This is a genomic window from Bradyrhizobium genosp. P (genome assembly GCF_049949265.1).
GTDB lineage: Bacteria > Pseudomonadota > Alphaproteobacteria > Rhizobiales > Xanthobacteraceae > Bradyrhizobium.
Genome location: NZ_CP188195.1, coordinates 3,719,552 through 3,738,009 on the forward strand (window position 1 = coordinate 3,719,552; position 18,458 = coordinate 3,738,009).

22 protein-coding genes are annotated in these 18,458 nt (G+C 63.7%); 11 read left to right on the forward strand and 11 right to left on the reverse strand.

The features are described 5' to 3' along the window. Positions 1–5 precede the first annotated feature (5 nt). Positions 6–1,208, reverse strand: coding sequence for an FAD-dependent monooxygenase (locus ACP2YO_RS18070; RefSeq protein WP_426442053.1), 1,203 nt, complete (start codon positions 1,206–1,208; stop codon positions 6–8). Between the two features lie 7 nt (positions 1,209–1,215). Then, positions 1,216–1,461: a zinc-finger domain-containing protein gene (locus ACP2YO_RS18075; RefSeq protein WP_426442054.1), complete on the reverse strand. Its 246-nt coding sequence runs from the start codon at positions 1,459–1,461 to the stop codon at positions 1,216–1,218. Between the two features lie 235 nt (positions 1,462–1,696). Between ACP2YO_RS18075 and ACP2YO_RS18080 the strand changes: the two genes are divergently transcribed. Together ACP2YO_RS18080 and ACP2YO_RS18085 are read left to right on the forward strand one after the other, a co-directional pair. Next, positions 1,697–2,830 carry a hypothetical protein gene (locus ACP2YO_RS18080; protein WP_426442055.1) on the forward strand — a complete coding sequence of 378 codons (1,134 nt, stop codon included), beginning with the start codon at positions 1,697–1,699 and terminating at the stop codon, positions 2,828–2,830. A gap of 56 nt (positions 2,831–2,886) precedes the next feature. Then, complete coding sequence (locus ACP2YO_RS18085) at positions 2,887–3,639, forward strand: alpha/beta fold hydrolase (RefSeq protein ID WP_426442056.1); 753 nt, start codon at positions 2,887–2,889, stop codon at positions 3,637–3,639. Here ACP2YO_RS18085 and ACP2YO_RS18090 read toward each other — a convergent pair. After that, positions 3,625–4,989 (reverse strand): hypothetical protein, encoded by a 1,365-nt coding sequence (locus ACP2YO_RS18090; RefSeq protein ID WP_426443230.1) that lies wholly within the window; start codon positions 4,987–4,989, stop codon positions 3,625–3,627. The genes ACP2YO_RS18085 and ACP2YO_RS18090 overlap by 15 nt on opposite strands. Positions 4,990–5,214: 225 nt before the next feature. Between ACP2YO_RS18090 and cysE the strand changes: the two genes are divergently transcribed. Both cysE and ACP2YO_RS18100 read left to right on the forward strand, forming a co-directional pair. Beyond that, positions 5,215–6,042: a serine O-acetyltransferase gene (gene cysE, locus ACP2YO_RS18095; RefSeq protein WP_426442057.1), complete on the forward strand. Its 828-nt coding sequence runs from the start codon at positions 5,215–5,217 to the stop codon at positions 6,040–6,042. Between the two features lie 145 nt (positions 6,043–6,187). After that, on the forward strand, positions 6,188–6,400 hold the full coding sequence (locus tag ACP2YO_RS18100) for a DUF3126 family protein (protein WP_426442058.1): 213 nt from the start codon (positions 6,188–6,190) through the stop codon (positions 6,398–6,400). A 156-nt stretch (positions 6,401–6,556) separates the two neighbouring features. Here the strand turns inward: ACP2YO_RS18100 and ACP2YO_RS18105 are convergent, their stop codons facing one another. Beyond that, positions 6,557–7,267, reverse strand: a complete 711-nt coding sequence (locus tag ACP2YO_RS18105; RefSeq protein WP_426442059.1) for a hypothetical protein — start codon at positions 7,265–7,267, stop codon at positions 6,557–6,559. Positions 7,268–7,488: 221 nt separating this feature from the next. Between ACP2YO_RS18105 and ACP2YO_RS18110 the strand changes: the two genes are divergently transcribed. Both ACP2YO_RS18110 and ACP2YO_RS18115 read left to right on the forward strand, forming a co-directional pair. Further along, positions 7,489–7,818, forward strand: a complete 330-nt coding sequence (locus ACP2YO_RS18110; RefSeq protein ID WP_426442060.1) for a DUF6949 family protein — start codon at positions 7,489–7,491, stop codon at positions 7,816–7,818. A 173-nt stretch (positions 7,819–7,991) separates the two neighbouring features. Then, complete coding sequence (locus ACP2YO_RS18115; RefSeq protein ID WP_426442061.1) at positions 7,992–8,522, forward strand: gamma carbonic anhydrase family protein; 531 nt, start codon at positions 7,992–7,994, stop codon at positions 8,520–8,522. A 7-nt stretch (positions 8,523–8,529) separates the two neighbouring features. Here ACP2YO_RS18115 and ACP2YO_RS18120 read toward each other — a convergent pair whose 3' ends face one another. Continuing rightward, entirely contained in the window at positions 8,530–8,772 is a 243-nt protein-coding gene (locus ACP2YO_RS18120; protein ID WP_426442062.1) for a hypothetical protein, read from the reverse strand. Between the two features lie 69 nt (positions 8,773–8,841). On the opposite strand from ACP2YO_RS18120, the gene ACP2YO_RS18125 reads away from it, so the two are divergent. The 3 genes from ACP2YO_RS18125 to ACP2YO_RS18135 all read left to right on the forward strand — a co-directional run bounded on the left by ACP2YO_RS18125 (position 8,842) and on the right by ACP2YO_RS18135 (position 10,188). After that, positions 8,842–9,147, forward strand: a complete 306-nt coding sequence (locus tag ACP2YO_RS18125) for a hypothetical protein (protein ID WP_426442063.1) — start codon at positions 8,842–8,844, stop codon at positions 9,145–9,147. Positions 9,148–9,272: 125 nt separating this feature from the next. Next, a complete protein-coding gene (locus tag ACP2YO_RS18130) occupies positions 9,273–9,824 on the forward strand; it encodes a hypothetical protein (RefSeq protein WP_426442064.1) in 552 nt (183 codons plus the stop codon). A gap of 214 nt (positions 9,825–10,038) precedes the next feature. Next, positions 10,039–10,188 carry a hypothetical protein gene (locus ACP2YO_RS18135; RefSeq protein WP_426442065.1) on the forward strand — a complete coding sequence of 50 codons (150 nt, stop codon included), beginning with the start codon at positions 10,039–10,041 and terminating at the stop codon, positions 10,186–10,188. Positions 10,189–10,512: 324 nt separating this feature from the next. Here the strand turns inward: ACP2YO_RS18135 and ACP2YO_RS18140 are convergent, their stop codons facing one another. Beyond that, positions 10,513–11,001, reverse strand: a complete 489-nt coding sequence (locus ACP2YO_RS18140) for a hypothetical protein (RefSeq protein WP_426443231.1) — start codon at positions 10,999–11,001, stop codon at positions 10,513–10,515. A gap of 211 nt (positions 11,002–11,212) precedes the next feature. Between ACP2YO_RS18140 and ACP2YO_RS18145 the strand changes: the two genes are divergently transcribed. Both ACP2YO_RS18145 and ACP2YO_RS18150 read left to right on the forward strand, forming a co-directional pair. Beyond that, positions 11,213–11,623: a hypothetical protein gene (locus ACP2YO_RS18145; protein WP_426442066.1), complete on the forward strand. Its 411-nt coding sequence runs from the start codon at positions 11,213–11,215 to the stop codon at positions 11,621–11,623. A gap of 246 nt (positions 11,624–11,869) precedes the next feature. Beyond that, positions 11,870–15,058: an efflux RND transporter permease subunit gene (locus ACP2YO_RS18150; RefSeq protein ID WP_426442067.1), complete on the forward strand. Its 3,189-nt coding sequence runs from the start codon at positions 11,870–11,872 to the stop codon at positions 15,056–15,058. Between the two features lie 46 nt (positions 15,059–15,104). On the opposite strand, the gene ACP2YO_RS18155 is transcribed toward ACP2YO_RS18150, so the two are convergent. The 5 genes from ACP2YO_RS18155 to ACP2YO_RS18175 all read right to left on the reverse strand — a co-directional run bounded on the left by ACP2YO_RS18155 (position 15,105) and on the right by ACP2YO_RS18175 (position 18,431). Beyond that, the gene (locus tag ACP2YO_RS18155) at positions 15,105–15,386 is read right to left on the reverse strand and encodes a BrnA antitoxin family protein (protein WP_426442068.1); all 282 of its coding nucleotides are present in this window, start codon (positions 15,384–15,386) and stop codon (positions 15,105–15,107) included. Beyond that, entirely contained in the window at positions 15,367–15,627 is a 261-nt protein-coding gene (locus ACP2YO_RS18160) for a BrnT family toxin (RefSeq protein WP_426442069.1), read from the reverse strand. The genes ACP2YO_RS18155 and ACP2YO_RS18160 overlap by 20 nt, the downstream gene beginning before the upstream one ends. A 161-nt stretch (positions 15,628–15,788) precedes the next feature. After that, positions 15,789–16,403 (reverse strand): transglutaminase-like cysteine peptidase, encoded by a 615-nt coding sequence (locus ACP2YO_RS18165; RefSeq protein ID WP_426442070.1) that lies wholly within the window; start codon positions 16,401–16,403, stop codon positions 15,789–15,791. A 333-nt stretch (positions 16,404–16,736) separates the two neighbouring features. Further along, complete coding sequence (locus ACP2YO_RS18170; RefSeq protein ID WP_426442071.1) at positions 16,737–17,354, reverse strand: PilZ domain-containing protein; 618 nt, start codon at positions 17,352–17,354, stop codon at positions 16,737–16,739. A 132-nt stretch (positions 17,355–17,486) separates the two neighbouring features. Next, positions 17,487–18,431, reverse strand: a complete 945-nt coding sequence (locus tag ACP2YO_RS18175; protein WP_426442072.1) for an acyl-CoA desaturase — start codon at positions 18,429–18,431, stop codon at positions 17,487–17,489. Between the last annotated feature and the right edge of the window lie 27 nt (positions 18,432–18,458).

The window sequence follows — 18,458 nt, forward strand, 5'->3', positions numbered from 1 at the left end:
CAGCCTCACGCCCGCCAGTCGTAGATCCAGTCCTGCCGCGCCAGCATGCGCTGAGGTCCCGTCGCGCGGATGGCGAGGTCGCGCGCGATCGCGGCCGGTCCGGTCAAATGGTAGATGCGGCCCTGCTGCCGCGCCATGCGCTGCACCTTCAACACGCGCGGGCGCCGCATCCGCGCGTAGCGTTTCAGCGCGGCGGGAATCCCGGCAATGTTGTCGCCGGTGCTGCCGCTCAAGGCCTTTGCGAGCACCGCCGCATCCTCGATCGCCATGCCGGCGCCTTGCGCGGCGAATGGCAGCATCGCATGCGCGGCATCGCCGAGCAGCGCGACGGAGCCAGCGTTCCAGTCGCCGATATCTGCCAGGGTGAACAGCGCCCATTTGCGCCAGCCGTCGACCGCGCCGATCAGCATCCGTGCCGTCGAGGGCCAGCGCCGCGCGGCGAATGCAGCCTTGATCTCGTTGGCATCGCCTGGCGCGCTCCAGCCCGGCCGGTTCCAGGTATCGGGTACGATGGCGACCACGTTGATCTGGCGTCCGGCCGAGATCGGATAGGCCACCAGATGCGCGTCCGGCCCCATCCATAGCTGCACGCGCGGCGCGGTGTATTCGCGTGGCAACGCGTTGGCCTCCAGCGTGCCGCGCCAGGCAATCAGGCCGGAGAATTGCGGCTGCACATCCGGAAACAGGTGGCTGCGCACCGACGACCAGATGCCGTCGGCGCCGATCAGCGCGACCGCCAGTTCCTGCTGGCGTGCGTTGCCGCGGCGTTGGACCACGGTGAGCCCCTTGGCGTGCTTGGTCACGTCCTCGAACTGGCAGCCGAGGCGCAGATCGATGTCGGGATGGTCATTGACCTCCGCCTGCAGCGCGGCCTGCAGGTCGGCGCGATGGATCACCCAATAGGGCGCACCGGCCCGAAACGCCGCCGCCTCGCCGAGCGGCATCCGCGCGATCTCGCCGCCGGCCCGCGCGCTGATGATGTTGACGGAGTCGGGCGTCACGGCGCGCGGCGCAAGCCGCTCCTTCAGCCCGAGCTCGACCAGGATCCGGCTGGCATTGGGAGAGAGCTGGATGCCGGCGCCGGCTTCCTCGAGCCGCTCGGCCTTTTCCAGCACCACGACGCGGAAGCCTTGCGCTGCCAAGGCCAGCGACGCGGTCAGTCCTCCGATCCCGGCGCCCGCAACGATGACGGTTCGCGTCAGCGCCACGGAGCGGTCAGGCGACCTTGTCTTTCAGGACACATTCGGGCGGGCGTGCCTCGCCGGCGCCGAGGTCGGGCGCGAAGCGATAGAGCGTCGAGCAATACGGGCAGATGATCTCGCTGTCGTTGCCGAGGTCGAGGAACACGTGCGGATGGTCGAACGGCGGGTTGGCGCCCACGCACATGAACTCCTGCGAGCCGATCTCGATCACCGAGACACCGGCATCGTTATGGAAGTGCGGGACGACGTGGTCGGACATATTCTCACCTTGGATAGCAACGATAGGCGGACGCACTCAGCAGCGCGCGGCATCGCGAAATGCAGCGCACCATACTGGCGGGAACCGTTGATTCCAAGTAGCCCCGGCCGCGCATTTGCTCATGCAAATTCGACACAATCTTGTCGTCCCAGAGAAGCCCTTCTTTGGTCGCAGCCGTTGTGTCTCAAAAACGGCACACTATTTCCAGCGTGAATTAAACAGCGAGTTTCGCCGAATGAACCGGGTGCGCCTCAGCCTTGCGATAGCCGGCATAGCAGCAAGCGCTGCCGTGGCCGCGGCTATTTGGCCGCATGCCCGTGATGCCGGCATCGTGTTGGCGGCGCAGGACGATCCCACAGCGCTTGCCGATATCAGGCTTAATGCTGTCCTGCGCAGCAATCCGGCGTTGATTTCAGACAATATCGAGGCGGCGCTTGCCTCCGGCGATGCCGACCTTGCGGCGAGCTTTGTGGCGCTCGCGCATGACAAGAACATCGCGCTCAGTGACGACCTCACAAAACGCGTCGACGACGCCGTCACCGAGCAGGCGTCCACCACACATTTTGCCAAAGGTTTCGCAACCGGCCTCGTCACCGGCAATGCCGACGACGCAGCCAGCCTGTCGGGGACCGTCGCGGGCGATCTCTTCGTGTTCGGCGACATCCGTGACGTCGTGCGCGAGGGCAAGCATTTGGCGATGGGCGAGGAGACCGATCGTCTGGTGCTCGGGCTTGCGACCGCGGGGCTCGCGGTGACGGCGGCGACCTATGTCTCGGTCGGCAGCGCCGTGCCGCTGCGCGCCGGACTGACGCTGGTCAAGGATACGCGCAAGGCGGGACGGCTGAGCGAGGGGCTGATCGAATGGGCCGGCCGCTCGACGCGCGACGTCGTGGACGGACCGGTTCTCGAGCAGGCGGTCGCGTCCGGCTCGGTGTTTCGGCCGGCGGAGACCGCAACCGCGATCCGCGCCGCGTTTCGTGCCGACAAGGCCGGCGCGCTGGTTCGCGTCGCCAAGGACGTGGGACGCGTTGGCGAGGCGGCCGGTGTTCGCGCCGCACGGGATACGCTGAAGGTCGCGGACAATCCGAAAGAGATTGCGCGTGCAGCCCGGATCGCCGAAGCGAAGGGCGGCCAGACCCGCGCGATCCTGAAGTTGCTCGGCCGCGGCGCACTGTTGCTCGCGGTCGGTGCGTTCAATCTGTCGATGTGGCTGTTCGGTGCGCTGCTCACGTTGTTCGGCTTCCTGTCGTCGATCAAGGCGACGGCCGAGCGAGCCACCACGTCATGGCTGGCGCGAAGCAAGGCGCGGCGTCTGAAGCGGCAAATCGCGGCCGAGCTTGCGCTGGCGGGTACGTCTGCGCAGGGCTAAGCTTGCGATCGCCCTCGATCGCCAATCCCAATCTCTCCTAAACAGCGGAATTGAAGATGCCGAGTTTTCATCACGGCGATGTCCAGATTGCCTATCTCGACGAGGGCGAGGGCGAACCGATCGTGCTCGTGCATGGCTTTGCCTCGAGCAAGAACGTCAACTGGGTCTATCCGACCTGGGTGTCCGAACTGGTCAAGGCCGGACGGCGCGTCATCGCGCTCGACGATCGCGGCCATGGCGATTCCACAAAGCTTTACGATGCCGCGCAGTACGAGATCGCGATCATGGCAAGCGACGTGATCGCATTGATGGATCACCTCGGAATCGCGCGCGCCGACATCATGGGCTATTCGCTGGGCTCGCGAATGACGGCGGTCCTGGCACTCGAGCATCCCGAGCGGCTGCGCTCGGCGATCCTCGGTGGCATCGGCATCGGACTGATCGAGGGCGGCGGTCCCGGCGAGAACGTCGCCGCCGCGCTGGAGGCGCCGTCGCTCGACGACGTCACCGACCCGGTCGGCCGTACCTTCCGTGCTTTTGCTGACCAGACCCGTTCCGACCGCCGCGCGCTCGCCGCCTGCCTGCGCGGTTCGCGGCGGCTGATGACGCGTGAGGAGGCAAGCGGCATTCGCGTGCCGGTGCTGATTGCGGTCGGCAGCAACGATGAGATCGCGGGCTCTGCCTCCGCGCTGGGCAGCATCATTCCGGGAGCCGAGGTGCTCGATATCCCGAACCGCGATCACATGCGGGCGGTCGGCGACAAGGTCTACAAGACCGGCGTCGCCGATTTCCTGTCACGGCGACCCTAGCTGATCGGCCTCTTGCTCGCCGAGGGCTTTGGCGGCCGCGATCAATACCACGAAGGTTGCGATCCAGACGATGCGCGCGCCGTAGCGATCATGCGGGCCGGAGATCACGCCGCAGATGACGGCATTTCCGAGCAAGGCGAGCGTGACTGTTCCGGCAAGCAGCGTGATGTCATCGCCCCGCCGCCGCCACAGGCCGCGGCCGAACAGGATCGCGACGACGAACATCGAGGCCAGCGCGACCGGCACATGGACGCGGTTGATCGCAGTGAAATCGAGGTGCCAGCGCTGCTGGCGCGCCGCACGCATCGGCGCGACTTGCGACGGGATATAGCGCTCGATGATGCCGTAGGTGTGGGGAATCCAGCCATGGGTGCCTTCACCGGTCGCCACATCAAGGAGCTGATGCGCGGTCGCGGCCAGCGCGGCCTCGGCCTGCCATGCTGGGTATTCGGCGAGCGAGTGCATCGCGATGAAGCCCATCTCGTCATTGAGCGCCTGGAAGCGGCCGAGCTTGTCGAACATGCTGTGGCCCCACAGGAAGTCGTCGGCGGTCGGCGGCAGTTCGTCGCGATAGGGACAGAGCTTCAGATTCTGCTTCGCGCAATGGTCCCGCAGATATTGCGTGACGATGCCATCCTGCAGCATGCGGCCGAAGGCAACGCCGGCGCCGCCGGGCGTCCAGGCGAGTTGCCCCGACAGCGCGAAATTCGCCGCCAGCAGCATCGCCGCGCCGGCGATGATGGTCAGGCTGCCCTGCACGAGGCCTGCGGCCGGAATTTGCCGGCGCAGCCACGGACGCACGATCCAGCCGACGCAGCAAAGGCCGAGCAGCACTGCGAGTGTCGCGCTATGCGTGGCACCCGAGAACGCGATGAACGCGAACAGCACGGATTTCTCCAGTGTCGAAATCTTCCCGCTGTGCAGGACGAGGACGAACAACGCGAGCACCGACAGCCCGGCAAAGATGTCGGTCAGGAGCATGCTCGCGAGCCAGGGCAGGGCGGTGGTCAGGATCAGCACCAGGCTGATCGGGACCAGCCGGACCATCCGGCCGAGGTTGAGCACCCGCAGCGTCAACTGCAGGATCCACAGCGTCGCCAGCGCCTGGATGCCGAGATTGAGCCAGAAGCTCGAATCCTCGCCGAGATGCAGGTAGATGCCGAATACGGTGGATCGGCTCGGCACCAGATACCCTTCATACCAGCGGGCCAGATAGCCGCCGGTATCCCACTGGAGCAGCGGATAGCCGTTCCAGAAGGCGGGTGCGAGCAGCAAGAGGGGAATGGCTATGGTGGCGACCCAGACCAGCCGTGCATCGGCCAGGCGCGCGCGTAAAATCTGCGTGTTGATGGCTTATCCCCCGTTTTGCGGCCGACCATGCCCAAAAACCCGAAGCGGACGAAATCCGCCAATAGTTGCAAGAGCACGGCTTGATTTCGGCAAAATCCCGACCAATTCCCCTAGACGTCCGCCGGGGGCGTTCGGCTGGGGTTTACCGTACCGAGCCGTCCCGGGACGTGCTCAATCCGTCGTGCTATAACGCACGGCCAAACAACCGAATTGCGAGAGCAGCCCATGGCAGTTCATCAGGTCAATACGCAGGGGGGAAAGCTGGCGGCGCTCGATCCCATCTGGGATCGCATCCGTGGCGAGGCCGAAGACATCGTCCGGCGCGAGCCCGAGCTGGCGTCCTTCATCTACGGGACCGTGCTGCATCATGAACGGCTGGAAGATTCGGTGGTGCATCGGATCGCCGAACGCCTCGATCACTCCGCGGTCTCCGGCGACCTGATCCGCCAGACCTATGACGAGGCGCTGCGCGATGAGCCCGATCTCGGCAATGCGTTCCGCGCCGATCTCGTCGCCGTCTACGACCGCGATCCCGCGACCGCGCGCTTCATCGATCCTTTGCTCTACTTCAAGGGCTTTCATGCGCTGCAGACGCATCGCCTCGCGCACTGGCTCTATAAAAAGGGCCGCAAGGATTTCGCCTATTACCTGCAGAGCCGTTCCTCGGCGGTGTTCCAGACCGACATCAACCCGGCGGCGAGGATTGGCCGCGGCATCTTCCTCGATCACGCCACCGGCTTCGTCTGCGGCGAGACGGCCGTTATCGATGACGATGTCTCGATCCTGCACGGCGTGACGCTTGGCGGCACCGGCAAGGAGAACGAGGACCGCCACCCGAAGATCCGCCATGGTGTGCTGATCGGCGCCGGCGCCAAGATTCTCGGCAACATCGAGATCGGCCATTGCGCGCGCATTGCGGCGGGCTCGGTTGTCGTCAAACCGGTGCCGCACAATGTCACGGTGGCGGGCGTGCCCGCAAAGATCGTCGGCGAGGCCGGCTGCGCCGAACCGTCGCGCACCATGGACCAGATGCTCAACGCGATTGGGCTTTGATTTCGCGGCCTTTGATTTCATTCGCCTTCTGACGGCGATCCAGCTTCGCAAATATTGCGTCGCCAGAGCCTGAAAAGGCGCTGGCGGTCTCTGCCGTCTCGTCCTAAAACTCCCCGGAAAATCATCGACCCGATTGGAGACTGCCGTGGACATTCAGGAAGTCAGGAAGCTTGACGCGTATCTCAAACGCGTGTTCGGCAATCCCAAGATCCGCGTGATGCCGCGGCCGAAGAAGGACGACTCGGCCGAGGTCTATATCGGCGAGGAATTCATCGGCGTGCTGTTCGTCGATGACGAGGACGATGATCGCTCGTTCCAGTTCCAGATGGCGATCCTGGAAGAGGATCTGAGCGAGTAGGCTGAACAGCCGCGCTGCCTGCCAAGCCGTCATTGCGAGGAGCCAACGGGTCGCGCGAAATGCGCGCCCGATGACAGGCTCCGCGACGAAGCAATCCATGCTTCCGCACATGCGGCCTGATGGATTGCGTCGCTCCGCTCGCAATGACGGGAAAAATCAGCCTTTCGCGCTGTGCGTCTGCGCGGACAGGCGATCCATCGCGGTGGCGATGTCGCGCCATTGCGCGAGCCAGCTTCGCGGAAAGCGGAAGGTCAGGTCGGCGCCCTCGATGCGGCGCTCGCTCAGGCACATGCCCGGCGTGGTGGCGTCGCGCGTGCAGCGCGCGGCCAGCGCCGGCTCACCAGCGATGAACAGGTCCTCGCCCGCATAGGGCGAGCCGTCGCGAAACGCCCGCGCCGTCAGGCCGTCGTCGGTATTGGCGGCGTCTTCAAGATAATGCGGATAGATCGTGCGCAGGCGCATGTCGGGCGCCAGGGAATCGTGGTGAGCGGCGATCGACACGAAGATCCGGTCGATCGGCTGCACCTTGTCCTCGACCGTTTCGGCGCTGTAGTGCTTGGGCGCTGCGGGCGCCTCCAGCGACGGATAGAGGAAGCTGAGGTCGACGCGCTCCTGCGGCCCGGAATGGCGCTGGATCTTCATGCGCACCGCCAATGTCGGCACGTTGAACAGCGAGCCGCCGACACTGACCGGTAGCCGCGACGGGTCGCTCGGCGGGACGGTGGCGTAGGTCGGCCACAACAGATAGGCGACGAGCGCGATCGCGCCCGCCGCGATGACGGCCGACAGGATGATCGGCACGAGGTGCGCGCGCGGATTGCGGCGCGTGTCGCGCGCGAGATGCTGGGCGGTCGAGAGCAGTGTCATGAGCGAGGCATCGGATCAGGTCGGAAGCGGACGAATCATCCGCCGAATATGCCATGCGGCGGTGGATTTCCGTATGATTCCAATGGAATCCGCAGCCTGCGAGCCATGCGCAAACGTGCCGGCCGCTGCGGTGGATTAACCCTTTCTTAAGGATGATGTGGCGGCAGGCCGCCAATTCTGCGAAGCAGAGCGGCGGTCAGTTGCGTAGAGTGGAAGTGCCCATGTCGCCCGATACCCTCAATTCCTTGTTCTCGCTTTTCATTGGTTTTGCCCTCGCGGGCGCGTTGGCAAGCGGATACCAGGCGATGGCGCAGCGCCCGGCCGGTTTCGGCCTGCTGCAGGAGGGGGTGGCGCCGAAGACCTTCGCGGCAGTTCCGTTCCTGGTCTTTGCCGCGCCCTTCATCATCATGCGCAACACGCTGCGCGGCGCCCGAATCGAGCGCCGCCGCTTCGAATTCGTGATGATGGCGACCGTGATCGCGGGCTTCTGGAGCCTGATGTCCGGCACCTTCTTCGTGATGACGCTGCGCGCCGCCGGCGTGCTGGCCTGACCCGATCATGATCCGCCTCGCTTGAAACGACGTTAGCCGTCGTGCCAAGGTCGCCCTGACCAGAGCTTCGGTTCTGATTGAATCAGAACCGAAGCTCCGCTTCTCGTTTTGACGCGTTTTCTTCACGCGAACCGGGTGACCGCTTCGCTCGAAAACGCTCCAGGGAGACCTTCATGGCGATCTACGAACTCGACGGGCAGGCGCCCGACCTTCCCGCCGACGGCAACTGCTTCATCGCCGACACGGCCGCCGTGATCGGCAAGGTTCGGCTGTTGCCGTCCGCCAGCGTCTGGTTCGGCGCCGTCCTGCGCGGCGACAATGAGTGGATCGAGGTCGGCGAGGGCTCCAACGTCCAGGACAATTCGACGCTTCACGTCGACCCCGGCTTTCCGCTTGTGATCGGCAAGGACGTCACCATCGGCCACAATGCGATCGTGCACGGTTGCACGCTGGAGGATGGCGTGCTGATCGGAATGGGATCAATCGTGATGAACGGGGCGCGGATCAGGCGCGGCAGCGTCGTCGGCGCCGGTTCGGTCGTCACCGAGGGTAAGGAATTTCCGGAATACTCGCTGATCATCGGCGCGCCCGCGCGCGTGATCCGCACGCTGGACGCAGCCCAGATCGAGGCGATGACGAGGCCGGCCAAGTCCTACGCCATCCGCGGACCGCAATACAAAGCCGGGCTGAAGAAGATCGGTTGAGGCGGCATCAGCTCTTCCGGCCTCGCTTGCTCTTGCCTGCGGGCCCTTGCTTCGGTGCATGCTGAAGCCCTGTGCCCGGGAGTCGTGCGCTCTTGCGTAGCGCGTCCTTCAGGTCGATCGGGATACCGTGCTTCCTAAGCAGGTCGGCGAAGGCCTCGTCGGCCAGCTCCTGAAGGGTCGCCATCCGGTCGCGCCCAAGCTGCTTCAGCTTGTCGAAGGTGTCGTCGTCAAACTCGATCAGCTTGCGCAAACTGCATTGCTCCAATGCTGCCGGAACTGCGGCCTCGTGGAATCGTTGAAAACCGCAGGGAGAGATTCCATGCGCAAACTATCCGCTACCACCGCATTCGCGACAATCGCAATTCTGCTGGCGTCGCCAGCCGCCCTGGCACAAGCTGCCGGATCAGCCACCGGCAGCTCTTCGTCGGGCAGCACAGCATCTTCGCACCTTGCGCCACCGCCGGGGACCAACAGCGCCGGCACGGCGCAGTCCTCCGGAGGCAGGCTGAATACGGGTGAGGGCGTCACGACCGGGTCGGCGGTCAGCCAAAGCGCCGACCAGGCCATCGCCAAGGAGAACCAGTCGATCGACCGTCGGCTTAACAGCATATGCCGTGGCTGCTAGATGAACACGGGTCGCGCAGAAGTGAGTGCGGCACGCCGCGCGTACAGGAAGTTGCGGTCTTACATTGGGTTAGCATGATCGGGCGCGGGACGCGTCGGAGGTCCTTTGAGAAGGAGTAACGGGTGATGTTGCGTAAGACGATAATTGCCTTGATGGCGGTGGCCTCGGTCGGCCTGTTCATGGTCGACGCCGCGTCGGCACGGGGAGGTGGCGGCGGCGGTGGTGGTCACGGCGGTGGCGGCTTCGGCGGCGGCCATGGTGGCTTCGGTGGTGGCGGCTTCGGTGGCCATGGCGGCTTCGGTGGCGGCGGCTTCGGTGGCCATGGCTTCGGTGGTGGCGCGGGCTTTCGGGGCGGAGGATTTGGCGGTGGTGGCTTCCGCTCCGCAGGTATCGGCGGCGGCGCGTTCGCCGGCCGCGGTTGGCACGGTGGCGGTTGGCATGGTGGCGGTGGGTACTATCGCCGAGGCTATGGTTACCCATTCGCCGCAGCCGCGATCGGCTTCGGATTGGGCTACGGCGGCTACGGTTATGACGACGACTACTATGGCGACCCCTATTACGCCAACTACGGCTATGACGACGGGTACGGCTATGGCGACGGCGGCTGCTACATCGTCCGCCAGCGCATCAGGACGGCGTATGGCTGGCAGGTCCGCCCGGTGCAGGTTTGCAACTGAGCCTGACCCGCAGCGGGTGGCCGGCTAATTCGATCGCTGGGCCGGCCGATTCGGAATGATTGTTGCGGCCCCGGTGTGCTCCGTGCCGGGGCCGCCTTGTTGTTGCCGCGCGCTGGTATGCGGCTTGCATCGCATTGCGGCAGTTTCTGCGTGAACCCGTCGCGAAAACTAAGGTCCGGCTCCAACCAGAGCGGGACCTCAAAGGACATCAGAGATGCTGACAACTCCTGATTTGACGTTGCCGTTCATGGGTATTGTTTTCAGCCTGGGCATCGCGTTGATCTGGGTGCTCCACGACCTCGAGCCGAAGCTTTCGCGGTTGCGGCTCAGGCGCGGTCGTGTCCGTCGCGATCGCATCGAGTAAGGCTGCCGAACGCGCCCGCACGCTGCCAGTCAGGTGCGCAACGATGTCGCGCGCGACTGCAAATCACCTGCCTGCGAGGACCCGGAGTTAAAAAAACAAGGCCGTCGACGCAGTATACCGTCAACGACCTTGCCAGCCCCGGATATTGAAATCGGCTCACGCCATCCGGTGCCTGAAGGATGACTCGGATTCCAATGCCGATATGTGAACCAGTTCACAAAGTCCGTGATTAATTCACGCTAGCGGGCCTAGGGAAATATTCGGCTCGAATTGGACGGCGTCGACCCCCGTTTTTCTACGGGATTCGATCGGTTCGGAGCCGGGTCAGCCGTGCGATCTGCCGCGCCTGCGGGCGGACGGTGTCGCCTTCGACCGCTTGCCCGGCGACGGGTCGGCGGCGGAGTCGCTGGCATGCGAGCTTGCGAACGACTGCCGCAGGCTCTCGACCGCCTCGGTGAGCGTCGCGACCTGATCGGAAAGCTTCTTGGAGTCGGCCTGTTGTGCTGCGATCTGCCGGCGCATCGTCTGCAACTGGTCCTGCACCTCTTGCAGCTGGTCGATCGATTCCTGCTGGGTCGTCTCGAGTCCCTTGGTCTTCTCCACCAACGCCTCGGAGGCCTGTGCGGTCCGCGCCTGCAACTGGCGGGCGGCGACGACGCGATCCGGCTCGGGCGTATTGCCGGTGTAGCTGCGCCATAACGCGATCGATCCGACCCCGAATACAATCAGCAGCAGCGCCACGGCGCCCATCGCAATCGGCTGTGCGCTCAGGACACTGCCGGGTTCGGAATTCCGGGGGGCAAGTTCGACCATGCGACCAAAACCGGACATCATTGGAAAGGTTCCGCTTAGCACAACCTTGGCGGCGGAAAAACCCGGGGATTCAAGCAGATCGGGACGGCGTCAGCGAAAATTGCCGCAAAGTCGCGATTCTTGCGTCAAACTGGGACGGTTTGCAGGTGGCACTACGTGGCTGGCAGAGATGGTCTCGAGATCGTCCGACAGCCCCGTCCGGAGGCATGCGATGGCGTTCGCTATCAAGACCGAGGTTCGCGATGCGCGGGCGACGGCGTTCACGTTCTCGGCGCAAAAGACGATGTATGGCGGCAAGCAGATCGCCGCTGACGACGTCGTGTTCGTGTTCGCCAGCGAGAACGAGGGCGGCCAGGGCCTGATCGCGCGCGCGGTTGTCACATCAGCCGAACCGGTCCCGCGGAAGCCCGGCATCGCCAGGCAAACGCCGCGCGTGAGCATCAGTGTCAGGCGCGTTGCGCTGGCGAGCCGGCCGTTGGGACGGGATCAGCTCAAGCGCTTCAAGGACTGGAATGACGGCCAGCCCGAGACCGAGCTCAACTTCAAATTCTATCGCCAGGCCACCAACAAGATCGTCGGCATCTCGGACGAGACCGCCGCATTCCTCGACGGCTTCTTCTAACGCGGGCAGTCGTCAACCGGGATGCGGCGATGGTCTTCTGCGCCGACGGTCAACTCGCTGCGTGACTGCGAGAGCGCACAGCCGCATCCAGTATTTCCGAACTGAAACATTGCTGAAAAGTGATTCACATCGAACGTCGGATGAGACTTTAGTGATTGGAAAATTGTCTCGGTCGATGCCAGAAGCGCGCGGCGTGAAGTTTGTATTGCAAACGCCGGACTCGCGATTTGATCGAGAAGCGCACGAATGAATGGCATTGTCAGAACAGCTTTGGGGCGGCCGTACACGTTTGTCGTGCTGGCCCTGTTGATTCTGATCATTGGGCCGCTCGCCGCGATGCGGACGCCGACCGATATCTTCCCGGAAATTCGCATCCCCGTGATCGGTGTGGTCTGGCAATACACCGGTCTGCCACCGGATCAGATGTCCGGTCGCATCACGACGCCGTTCGAGCGCGCGCTGACCACCACGGTCAACGACATCGAGCACATCGTCGCGAACTCCTATAACGGCATCGGCATCGTCAAGATCTTCTTCCAGCCCAATGTCGACATCCGCACCGCGAACGCCCAGGTCACTGCAATCTCGCAGACGCTGCTCAAGCAACTGCCGCCCGGCGCCACGCCGCCGCTGATCCTGAATTACAACGCCTCGACCGTTCCGATCATCCAGCTCGCGCTGTCCGGCGAAGGGCTGACCGAACAGAACCTCGCCGATATCGGCATCAACCAGTTGCGGACGCCACTGGTCACGGTGCCGGGCGCCGCGATCCCTTATCCCTATGGCGGCAAGCAGCGGCAGATCCAGATCGACCTCAACCCGACCGCCCTGCAGGCGCTCGGCCTGTCCGGCCAGGACGTCGCCAACACGCTGGCTGCGCAAAACCTGATCACGCCGGTCGGCACCGAAAAAATCGGGTCGTTCGAATATACCTTGCAGCTCAACACCTCGCCGCTGAATATCCAGGATTTCGGTGATCTCCCGATCAAGGCCGTCAACGGCGCGATGGTCTATCTGCGCGATGTCGCCACCATCCGCGACGGCAATCCGCCGCAGACCAACGTCGTTCATGTCAACGGCAACCGCTCGGTGCTGATGATGGTGCTGAAGGCGGGCTCGATCTCGACGCTCGACATCATCGCCGGCATCAAGCAGAAGGTCGAGGATTTCAAGTCGTCGCTGCCATCAGCGCTGAAAATCGATTTCGTCGGCGATCAGTCCATCTTCGTTCGCGGCGCCATCACCGGCGTCGCCCGCGAAGGCATCATCGCAGCACTCCTGACCAGCGTGATGATCCTGTTGTTCCTGGGCAGCTGGCGTTCGACCATCATCATCGCCACCTCGATACCGCTTGCCGTGCTCGGCTCGATCATCATGCTGTCTGTCATCGGCGAGACCCTCAACATCATGACGCTGGGCGGTCTGGCGCTCGCGGTCGGTATTCTCGTCGACGAAGCAACCGTCACGATCGAGAACATCAACTACCATCTCGAACAGGGCAAGCAGGTCGAGCCCGCCATTCTCGATGGCGCCAACCAGATCGTGGTGCCGGCGTTCGTCTCGCTATTGTGCATCTGCATCGTGTTCGTGCCGATGTTCTTCCTGCAGGGCGTGGCACGCTTTCTGTTCGTGCCGATGGCGGAAGCGGTGATGTTCGCGATGGTATGGTCGTTCATCCTGTCGCGCACGCTGGTGCCGACCATGGCGAAATATCTGCTGCGTCCGCACGAGCACGGCGAGGCCCGGCCTTCGCGCAATCCGCTGGTCCAGTTCCAGCGTGGTTTCGAGGCGGGGTTCGAGCATCTCCGCGCCGGCTACCGCGACCTGCTCGCGTTCGCGCTCGATCACAGGCCGACCTTCGTTGCCGGCTTCGCAGGCGTCGTCGCGCTGTCGTTCCTGCTGGTGCCCTATCTCGGCCGCAACTTCTTCCCCTCGGTGGATGCCGGCCAGATCCTGATGCATGTGCGGACCCAGGTCGGCACCCGCGTCGAGGACTCAGCCGATCAATTCGCCCAGATCCAGAAAGCCATTCGTACGGTGATCCCGCCTGGCGAGATCGAGACCATGACCGACAACATCGGCGTGCCGATCAGCGGAATCAACATGACCTACAACAACACCGGCGTGATCGGATCGCAGGACGGCGACATCCAGATCAAGCTGAAGGAGGGCCACGAACCGACTGATCGCTACGTCAAGAAGCTGCGGGAAGAACTGCCGCGGCGGTTCCCTGGTACGACGTTCGCGTTCCTGCCGGCCGACATCGTCAACCAGATCCTCAACTTCGGCGCCCCGGCGCCGATCGACATCGAGATTCGCGGCGCCAATCTGGGCGGCAACTTCACCTATGCCAACGGCCTGCTCGAAAAGCTTCGCCACATTCCCGGTGTGGCCGACGCCCGGATCCAGCAGTCTGCCCACAACCCGACCCTCAATGTCGATGTCGACCGCACGCGCGCCCAATATGTCGGTCTGACCGAGCGCGACGTCGCCAACAGCATGGTGGTGAATCTGGCGGGCAGCTCGCAGGTCGCGCCGACATATTTCCTCGATCCGGGCAACGGCGTGTCCTATTCGATCGTGATGCAGACGCCGCAATATCAGCTCGACTCGCTCGGCTCGCTGGAAAACCTGCCGATGACCGGGCCTGGGACGACGGGGCCAGTCGTGCTCGGCGGTATCGCGAACATCAAGCGGACGACGTCGAACGCTGTGGTGTCGCAGTACGACATCCAGTCGATGATCCAGATCTACGCCACGCCGCAGGGCCGGGACCTCGGCGCCCTCGCCACCGATATCCGCAAGTTGTTGTCTGAGACCTCCAAGGAGCTGCCGAAAGGCAGCACGGTTTCGCTGGTCGGCCAGGTGCAGACCATGGAGAGTGCGTTCTCCGGCCTGCTATTCGGACTGCTCGGTGCGGTGGTGCTGATCTATCTGCTCATCGTGGTCAATTTCCAGTCATGGTCGGATCCCTTCGTGATCATCACGGCTCTGCCGGCGGCGTTGGCCGGCATCGTCTGGGTGTTGTTCACGACACAAACCACGCTCTCGGTGCCGGCGCTGACCGGCGCGATCATGTGCATGGGCGTCGCGACCGCCAACAGCGTGCTGGTGATCAGCTTTGCGCGCGAGCGCTATGCGGAGCTCGGTGATCCCCGCGCCGCCGCCCTGGAGGCTGGCTTCGTCCGCATCCGTCCCGTCGTGATGACGGCGCTTGCGATGATCATCGGCATGCTGCCGATGGCGCTCGGCCTTGGCGAAGGTGGCGAGCAGAACGCACCGCTCGGACGCGCCGTGATCGGCGGCCTGATGTTCTCGACGATTGCGACCTTGATGTTCGTGCCGGTGGTCTTCAGCCTGGTGCACAAGAAGCTGAATTCGTCCTCGGCCGAGCTGATTCCGCTGGAGGAGCACCGCGCGCAGGCCGCGGAGTAGGCGGCCACGCCTCTCGGCCGTCGCGTCGCGTCGGATCTATGACGTCCTAACCGGCCTTGCGCTTGACGATCCTGATAAGGGCTTCATCGATCCGGCTTTGCCATCCTGGTCCCGCCGCCTTGAAATGTTCGAGCACGGCAGGGCTAAGCCGCAGCGTCACCGAAGTCTTGGTCGGAGCCTTGTTCGGGCCGCGTCCTTTGCGCATGGCCGGGAAGACCTCGTTGAACGGCTTTGCTTTCGCAAAATCGTTCTTGGTCCACTCGGGATTGTCGCTCACGGCGCGGATGTCCTTTGCGGTATAGCCCTTCTTAGCGACGGTTCGCTTCATAGAGGACCCTTTCATCCTTGCTGGCGGGACGCATGCTGACGATGCTGACCGCTTCGGCGCCACGGGTGGCAAATATGACGGAAATGACGCCGCGAACGTTCACGCCGATCGCGCGCCATCTGTTGCCATAGGTTGCGAGCACTAAAGCGGTGTCGAAGAACGCCTCATTCAGGTCAGCGAAGTCCATTCCGTGCTTTGCCAGATTGGCGAGACGCTTTGGTTCGTCCCAAATGATCTTCATAGGTTATTTTGTAACTACAAAATATGGAAGTTCAAGACCTTCCGTGCTCCAAAAAAAAGTTGCGGCCAGGCTTTGGGGGAAGCCTGGCCGCGCGCGAACCGGTCTGGGACGGGGAGGGGTGGGGATGTGACCGGGTCGCGGGTTCGAAAATCCTTGTCTGCTCAGCGTGAGCTTGCGGTTGCAACAGCCGGGCGGTTGTCACCGAGCGAGACCCACACATTGGGATCGCTCTGCGACTGCCGCTTGACGAAGCGGTAGCCAGTTTCGGTCCAGGCGACGACGTTCTCGTTCTGGTTATCGAGCACGTATTCGCCCTTGTCGGTCTTCACCGTCAGTATCGCGTGGCCTTCGCCCTTCTTGTCGCGGACGACCGTGATCAACAGCGCCTCGCGCGGCCAGCCGGCATCCATCAGCATCTTGCGCTTCAGGAGCACGTAGTCCTCGCAGTCGCCGTAGCCGTCTGATGGCAACGACCATTTCTCGACAACGCCCCAATGATCCATGTCGGTCATCGGCTTGATCGTGTCGTTGACCCACTTGTTGACCCGAACGAGGTCGCGCCAGGCGATCTGCGACAACACGATGTCGCGTGGTTGCGTCGGGCCGCCGCGGCATTCGCCCGGATTGTCGGTGCAGAATTCGACCCAGCCGATCGGCGAACGCGTGGTGTCGCCCAGGCTAGCGTAGAGCACGTCGCCGGCCTTGGCCGAGACGCAAGTCGCAAGCAGAATGGCGGCAACCGCCAAACCTTTCCCCTGTCCCCTGAAACCAAACATTGTGGCCCCCGTTTTTCTTGTTGGGACCACTCTTGCCACAAAGGTTTTGCACCGCCGCTAAGTAGGCGAAGGTGATTTGACGCGAATACTGGTAAAATCTGAGGTGAATTCGATCTATACTTGATTCAAACTCGCGTAAAATTTGAAACAACTGCAATTGATTCAAATTTTATGCATTAACGCGGCAAGCGCTGCTACAGCGCGGTTTACGCGAACAAGTGTTCCCGCAATTAACCGCGAAATGCGCGCGCCAAATGCGTCAAAGGCGGCGTCCGGAGTGCCGGAAGCCGCCTTTGCGGGCCGAAAATCAGGGGTTTTGAGCGGACTGCCGCTTTACCTCGCGGTAACGCTCTCTTCGAGCGTTTCGGCGGACTGCTCGTGAACGAACTCGAGCGCGAAGCCCTCCTCGAGATTTCGCACCACGCGGGACTGGACCCTGCCGAGCATGACCAGCGACTTCAGCGGCGGGCGGTTCTCGGCGGCGATGGCCGCACCCGAAAGGGAAAGGTCGATGATCCGGCAGGTCATCCGCGTGCCGTCCTCCTGCGTGAGCAGGGCAATCGGGTTGCGCGGCACGATACGGTCGTGGCGGCGATCCTCGGGCAGATTGAGGATGTCGCGGTTGGCGAGCCAGGTGAGCTGGGCGGCGAGCTTGTCGCGCTTGCGGGCGGTGGCGCCGACCGTCATCGCGAAGCCGTTGTCGATGATGCGGGTGATGCGGCCCTCGACCCGGCCGATATGGTCGAGATAGGCGATCACGCGGTCGCCGACATTGCCGATGCCCGGCGCCAGCAAGGCCAGGCCCCCGGGCGACATATTGATAATCTGGCAGGGAAACTCGCGCCGGTCGGGCAGCATGTAGCGCCCGAGCAGGTGGACCTTGACGCGCTGGAAGCGTCGCCGCTCCTCAGCCACCGGGACGACCGTAGTTTTCTTCTGTGCAAACGACATCACTGCAACCCGACCAACGGCCTTTCGGAGCTCGAACGACCCTAAGGCTGTCAGGGTTAACGAGGCGTTAGCGGAGGGTGCAAGAAGAGTGGGCAGGGGCCTGCGGTTGAGCGACGCGGGGTTGCAGTTACATTATGGGGACACTGCGGGCGCGATCGCTTCGGCTTCGCACCCGGGTCCGACTCGGCGCAGTCCGGGCCGCGGCATCAGAGTCTCTGGCGTCTTGATGTTGCTGGCGAGCCCGAGAGCTTCGAACGTCCTGATCAGCCACCAGCCGAGATCGATCTGGCCCGGCAGCAAGCCCAGTCTCGCGGAGCCGGGAAAGGCATGGTGGTTGTTGTGCCAGCTTTCGCCCATGCTGATCAGTCCGGCGATGCCGACATTGTAACCCTGGGCGGCGACGCCATCGATGATCCAGCTCTGTCCGCCCTTGCGATGCGAGTAATGGCCGATCAGCCAGTGGCCGGTCACGCAGACACTGACCCGGACCGCAATGCCCCAGACCAGCCAGCTCCAGCCGCCGATCGCGAAGAACAGCAACGCCCAGGGCAATTGCTGCCACATCCAGGTCCGCTCGATGAAAGCATAGAAGCGGTCGGCGGCGAGCCGCGGCTCGAGCCGGAATTCCGGCGGGTGCTTCAGCACGAGCGCGCAATGCAGCTGCCACCAGGCATCGCGCCAAAAGCCGGCGCGGTGGCAGGAATAATCGTGACATGCCGCCTGGCGCTGCGCCCAGTCCCGGAAGTCATGCAGCTGCACCATGCCGTAGGGGCCGGCCATGCCGACCAGCGTACCGAGATAGACGCAGAGGCGCTCAAGCCACAGCGGACAGTCGAAGCTCGAATGAATCAATCGGCGGTGCATGCCGACCGAATGCCCGAAGCACAGCGTGATGGCGCTTGTTACGATGAAGAGCGCGAAGGCGCTCCACGAAAACAACATCGGCCCGAGAACGATCGCGACCGCCGTCATGGTGCCGAGCCAGAGCGACTTTGCCGGCGCCCATTGCACGCGTCCGTTCAGCGGGTCGGTCTCGTCGTTCGCAAATATCCGCTCGGATCCGGGCTGCAGCTTCATTCCGTCACCTGACGCCAGTGTCGCAGG

Bases quoted from the DNA above. Each gene is read 5' to 3' on its own strand.
- ACP2YO_RS18075 (WP_426442054.1), bottom strand. From the start codon at position 1,461: ATGTCCGACCACGTCGTCCCGCACTTCCATAACGATGCCGGTGTCTCG.
- ACP2YO_RS18080 (WP_426442055.1), top strand. From the start codon at position 1,697: ATGAACCGGGTGCGCCTCAGCCTTGCGATAGCCGGCATAGCAGCAAGC.
- ACP2YO_RS18085 (WP_426442056.1), top strand. From the start codon at position 2,887: ATGCCGAGTTTTCATCACGGCGATGTCCAGATTGCCTATCTCGACGAG.
- cysE (WP_426442057.1), top strand. From the start codon at position 5,215: ATGGCAGTTCATCAGGTCAATACGCAGGGGGGAAAGCTGGCGGCGCTC.
- ACP2YO_RS18105 (WP_426442059.1), bottom strand. From the start codon at position 7,267: ATGACACTGCTCTCGACCGCCCAGCATCTCGCGCGCGACACGCGCCGC.
- ACP2YO_RS18110 (WP_426442060.1), top strand. From the start codon at position 7,489: ATGTCGCCCGATACCCTCAATTCCTTGTTCTCGCTTTTCATTGGTTTT.
- ACP2YO_RS18115 (WP_426442061.1), top strand. From the start codon at position 7,992: ATGGCGATCTACGAACTCGACGGGCAGGCGCCCGACCTTCCCGCCGAC.
- ACP2YO_RS18125 (WP_426442063.1), top strand. From the start codon at position 8,842: ATGCGCAAACTATCCGCTACCACCGCATTCGCGACAATCGCAATTCTG.
- ACP2YO_RS18130 (WP_426442064.1), top strand. From the start codon at position 9,273: ATGTTGCGTAAGACGATAATTGCCTTGATGGCGGTGGCCTCGGTCGGC.
- ACP2YO_RS18135 (WP_426442065.1), top strand. From the start codon at position 10,039: ATGCTGACAACTCCTGATTTGACGTTGCCGTTCATGGGTATTGTTTTC.
- ACP2YO_RS18140 (WP_426443231.1), bottom strand. From the start codon at position 11,001: ATGGTCGAACTTGCCCCCCGGAATTCCGAACCCGGCAGTGTCCTGAGC.
- ACP2YO_RS18145 (WP_426442066.1), top strand. From the start codon at position 11,213: ATGGCGTTCGCTATCAAGACCGAGGTTCGCGATGCGCGGGCGACGGCG.
- ACP2YO_RS18150 (WP_426442067.1), top strand. From the start codon at position 11,870: ATGAATGGCATTGTCAGAACAGCTTTGGGGCGGCCGTACACGTTTGTC.
- ACP2YO_RS18155 (WP_426442068.1), bottom strand. From the start codon at position 15,386: ATGAAGCGAACCGTCGCTAAGAAGGGCTATACCGCAAAGGACATCCGC.
- ACP2YO_RS18160 (WP_426442069.1), bottom strand. From the start codon at position 15,627: ATGAAGATCATTTGGGACGAACCAAAGCGTCTCGCCAATCTGGCAAAG.
- ACP2YO_RS18165 (WP_426442070.1), bottom strand. From the start codon at position 16,403: ATGTTTGGTTTCAGGGGACAGGGGAAAGGTTTGGCGGTTGCCGCCATT.
- ACP2YO_RS18170 (WP_426442071.1), bottom strand. From the start codon at position 17,354: ATGTCGTTTGCACAGAAGAAAACTACGGTCGTCCCGGTGGCTGAGGAG.
- ACP2YO_RS18175 (WP_426442072.1), bottom strand. From the start codon at position 18,431: ATGAAGCTGCAGCCCGGATCCGAGCGGATATTTGCGAACGACGAGACC.